This window comes from Streptomyces sp. NPDC006265, from assembly GCF_040613555.1.
Lineage (GTDB): Bacteria > Actinomycetota > Actinomycetes > Streptomycetales > Streptomycetaceae > Streptomyces.
The window spans coordinates 1-4,252 of the sequence record NZ_JBEXSH010000797.1 but is presented as its reverse complement, the minus strand read 5'-3'; the positions used below and the strand labels follow the sequence as shown (position 1 = coordinate 4,252).

Sequence of the window (4,252 nt, the reverse complement as noted above, 5' to 3'; positions counted from 1 at the left end):
ATCGGCTCGCCATGACAGCAGCAGGGACGCACCAGGTGAGCCGCGCGGAAACCTCACGGCGAGGCCTGCCTTGGGAACGGCGCGGCAGGTGAAACCGAGCTGCGCCATGGCCCGCAGGACTTCGGCGGCGCTGAAGTCACGTCGGTCCTGGCGCGTGATGACTTGGCCGACCTGCTTGACGGGGTAGTGGCGGCGGCCGATGATCACCGATTCGCCGGTGACCGGTTCGGGCTTGATGCCCTTCATCGATTCCAGCACGCCACCCTTGGTGAGCTCGAAGGGGAAGCGGGCGATGACGCAGCGCATGTGGCCTCACAGAAAGAAGGGAAGAACGGTCCGACCAGGGGCCAGATGTTTCAGCGGGAGAGGGCGAGGATGCCCAGGGCGCTACCTTGCTCGTCGACCACCGGCAGGACACCGAGCCGACGGGTGCGCATCGCGTGCTCGGCTTCGGCCATCGTGGTCACGGGTGAGGCGAACGAACCGTGGTCGCCGAGGATGTCGCGCAGGCGGACACGGTCCGTGTAGTCGGAGCTGTCACGGACGGCAGCGAGTTCGGCATGGGTGACCAGGCCGGTGCACTGGCCGTCCTGGTCGCAGACGACCAGTCGGACCGTGCGGGCAGCGGCCATGACGGCCAGCGCCACCTCGACGCTCATGTCGTCACAGACCTGCGGTCCGGCCGCGTCCATGACCTCCACCGCTGTCCTGTGCGCGGGGTCGGCGTCCGCCGGGCGGGACTCTGTCTGAACCAGCGTCAAAAGGTGCCTCCTGCAGAGATGGGCCGGCTTCCTGATCACTGAAGTTCTAGGCCACTGCGCCGAAGCCGGACTGGCGTACGGGGGTGCGCCTGGTCGCCGAGGCGGGGCGACGGCGGCCTCGGGAGGTGGCGCTGCGCTTGGGGCGTTCGACCACCGGTGCGGTGATGACGACCGGGATGCCGGACGGGGCCTGGGCGCCGGTGATCCGGCTCAGGGCCTCGTCGCCCGAGCGGATCTGGGTGGTCTGCGGACGGATTCCGGCGTCCGACATCAGACGGACCATGCCACGGCGCTGGTTCGGCGTGACCAGGGTGACGACGCTGCCGGACTCGCCGGCGCGGGCGGTACGGCCGCCGCGGTGGAGGTAGTCCTTGTGGTCGGTCGGCGGATCGACGTTGACGACCAGGTCGAGGTTGTCGACGTGGATGCCGCGCGCCGCGACGTTGGTCGCCACCAGCACGGTGACGTGCCCCGTCTTGAACTGCGCCAGCGTGCGGGTGCGCTGGGGTTGCGACTTGCCGCCGTGCAGCGCGGCGGCCCGCACCCCGCTGTTGAGCAGGTCCTGGGTCAGCCGGTCGACGGCGTGCTTGGTGTCCAGGAACATGATCACGCGGCCGTCGCGGGCGGCGATCTCGGTCGTGGCGGCGTGCTTGTCGGCGCCGTGGACGTGCAGGACGTGGTGCTCCATCGTCGTGACCGCACCGGCCGACGGGTCGACGGAGTGCACGACGGGGTCGGTCAGGTAGCGGCGTACCAGCAGGTCGACGTTGCGGTCCAGGGTGGCGGAGAACAGCATCCGCTGCCCCTCCGGGCGCACCTGGTCGAGCAGCGCGGTGACCTGGGGCATGAAGCCCATGTCGGCCATCTGGTCGGCCTCGTCCAGCACCGTGATGCCCACCTGGTTCAGCCGACAGTCGCCGCGGTCGATGAGGTCCTTGAGCCGTCCCGGTGTCGCGACGACGATCTCGCTGCCGGTGCGCAGTGCGCCGGCCTGTCGGCCGATGGACATGCCGCCCACCACCGTAGCCAGCCGCAGCCGCACGGAGCGGGCGTACGGGGTCAGCGCGTCGGTCACCTGCTGTGCCAGCTCACGCGTCGGGACGAGGATCAGCCCCAGCGGCTGGCGGGGCTCAGCACGCTGCCCAGCGGTACGCGCCAGCAGGGCGAGGCCGAAGGCCAGGGTCTTGCCGGACCCGGTGCGGCCGCGGCCCAGGACGTCACGGCCCGCAAGGGAGTTCGGCAGCGTCGCGCCCTGAATCGGGAACGGGGCCGTCACACCCTGCCTGCCGAGTTCGGCCAGCATCTGCTCAGGCATGTCGAGATCGGCGAAGCCATCAACGGCGGGCAGCGCGGGGGTGATCGTCCTGGGCAGCGCAAACTCACCTTGCACGGCGGCGGACCGACGGCCGTAACCGCCGGAACGTACGGGCCCGCCGGTACGACGCGGTGCCTGCGAGCCGTAACCGCCGCCCCTTCCGGCGTCGGCACGGCCGTCACGGGATCGGGCGGGGCGGTCGTTCGTGTACGTGCGGTTCATGCGGAACCTTCCTCGATGTGGCACATATCAAGGAATTCCCGCTGCGATGAACGGCACGGAGAATTACAAGTATGGACCGGTGGCAAAAGAAAGCAGATCTGGCCGACTGAAATCTCGGGGGCGCAGGTGCTGACATTGGTGACGCGATGGGGACCTTGCGATCCGGGCGCCGACTGCGGGGCAACGCTTCAGGATGCGCCTGCGCCCTGAGGGAGGAACCCTTGTGGTGGTACTGCGGATTCCTCCGGGGCATCCCGGGTGAAAGCCGCTGCGGGATACGCGTGCAGCTGGGGCCCACACCCCGAAGGATGCGGGCCCCAGCTACGGATTGCGCGTGAGCGTCAGGCCGGAACGATGTTCTCGGCCGTCGGGCCCTTCTGACCCTGCGCGATGTCGAAGTTCACCTTCTGGCCCTCGAGCAGCTCACGAAAGCCCTGCGCGGCGATGTTCGAGTAGTGGGCGAACACGTCGGCGCCGCCACCGTCCTGCTCGATGAAGCCGAAGCCCTTTTCCGCGTTGAACCACTTCACGGTACCAGCAGCCATGTCATATCTCCTTTGGGGCAGTGCATCGGCGTCCGCACTGCGCGGGCGCCGTGTCGCCGCGATGATTACCCCGCCCGGAAATGACCGGAAATACAAAAGTGCTCCCGACCGACAGAAGTCTGGCGGGGGCACTTGAAGTTTTGGGAACCACAACTGCAACTGATACAGACAGTAGCACACCGGACGGCCCGTGCACCTTGGGCAATTCCGCTCTGCTCTTCGCGGCAAAAACTCCCGCTGCGCGGCCATCCAAAAACTGATCCCTCGGGAACAGATATGAGTCACTCGGCGTTCAACACCTCAGGAAGGGTGGTCAATCGGCACGCTGCGCGGCGGCCGGGGAAAGGCCGCTTCCGCCAGGAAACACAGCTGCGAGACTGTGGGGATGACCAACAGCGGATGCCGTTACCGGTCCCGGATGAGATCCCACCTCTTCAGTGTGGGTGAGGCGCCTGGTCATGACGGTAATGGCGGCCCGGGTGATGAGGCTCTCGCAGTGCTGGATGAGCCGTTCGCACTCCCCTCCCCGGCCGTCCCCGGCGGGGATATCGCCGGACGCCGCCCCCAGTAACAGCCTGCGTCCCGTCGGCCTCACCGCCTTCCCTGACGTCCGCCGTGAAGCGAGGCGCTGCAGGGACGAATTAGGCGGGAGCGGCCGGGGCGGGCACGGTGCCGGCGTGCGGAGGGCCGCCGGCTGACAGCGTCGCGAACGACGCCGACTTCGCCCGCACCAGCACACCGCCGACGCCCAGTACGTCGGGCGGGCCGGTGCCTAGTGCCGCGGCAGGCAACGTTCGCCCCGTCACGACGCCCGGCACGCTCCCCCACGCTCTCGACTCTCGACTCCGCTCGAGCAGGGGGTACCCCCACTCGCCGCACCGGCCGAAACCCCAAGTACGTCCAGTACGAGGGCTTCCGGCCGCCACGCCGAGAACACGCACCGGACGCCGCTCCTCACGGGCAAACGTTGCCTGCCGCGGCACTAGCTGCCCGTGTCGCCTCGTGGCAGGGACGCTTCGGCGAGCACCACCACGCCACCGCCACCAGGCGCGTCGGTGACGGTGTGTCCAAGCTGGGCCAGCAGTCCTACTACTGCGGTCTGCACGATCACTCTCATGCTGTCGTTGCTCGCTGCACGGCCTGCCTGGTCACGGGCGAGCGCGGTGAACCCGTCCGAGGCCGTCCAGCTGACCAAAGCGCCCGCAGACACCTCGGTCACCCGCAGCCCCGGAACCCCGATGTCCGCGTCGCCCAGCACCTGAAAACCGGCCTGGACCAGGCCAGAGCTCACCCGGGAAACGAGATCAGCCGGGGCGCAGGACACGCCGGTCGCCTGCCCACGAGAAGCACGATCATGCCACCGTCCTCACAGGCGCCTGTGAGGACGGTGGGAGGACTCGGTGGACGCC

At 68.7% G+C, this 4,252-nt stretch carries 6 protein-coding genes; all 6 read right to left on the bottom strand.

The features are described from left to right. A partial coding sequence (locus ABZ281_RS40145) for an SCO5918 family protein (RefSeq protein WP_356662917.1) occupies positions 1 to 306 on the bottom strand: 306 nt, incomplete at its 3' end. A gap of 50 nt (positions 307 to 356) precedes the next feature. Next, entirely contained in the window at positions 357 to 761 is a 405-nt protein-coding gene (locus ABZ281_RS40140; protein ID WP_356662916.1) for a CBS domain-containing protein, read from the bottom strand. A gap of 46 nt (positions 762 to 807) precedes the next feature. After that, complete coding sequence (locus ABZ281_RS40135; RefSeq protein WP_356662915.1) at positions 808 to 2,298, bottom strand: DEAD/DEAH box helicase; 1,491 nt, start codon at positions 2,296 to 2,298, stop codon at positions 808 to 810. A 341-nt stretch (positions 2,299 to 2,639) separates the two neighbouring features. After that, complete coding sequence (locus ABZ281_RS40130) at positions 2,640 to 2,843, bottom strand: cold-shock protein (protein ID WP_003973099.1); 204 nt, start codon at positions 2,841 to 2,843, stop codon at positions 2,640 to 2,642. A 641-nt stretch (positions 2,844 to 3,484) separates the two neighbouring features. Beyond that, complete coding sequence (locus ABZ281_RS40125) at positions 3,485 to 3,649, bottom strand: hypothetical protein (protein ID WP_356662914.1); 165 nt, start codon at positions 3,647 to 3,649, stop codon at positions 3,485 to 3,487. A gap of 176 nt (positions 3,650 to 3,825) precedes the next feature. Further along, complete coding sequence (locus ABZ281_RS40120) at positions 3,826 to 4,134, bottom strand: hypothetical protein (protein ID WP_356662913.1); 309 nt, start codon at positions 4,132 to 4,134, stop codon at positions 3,826 to 3,828. Between the last annotated feature and the right edge of the window lie 118 nt (positions 4,135 to 4,252).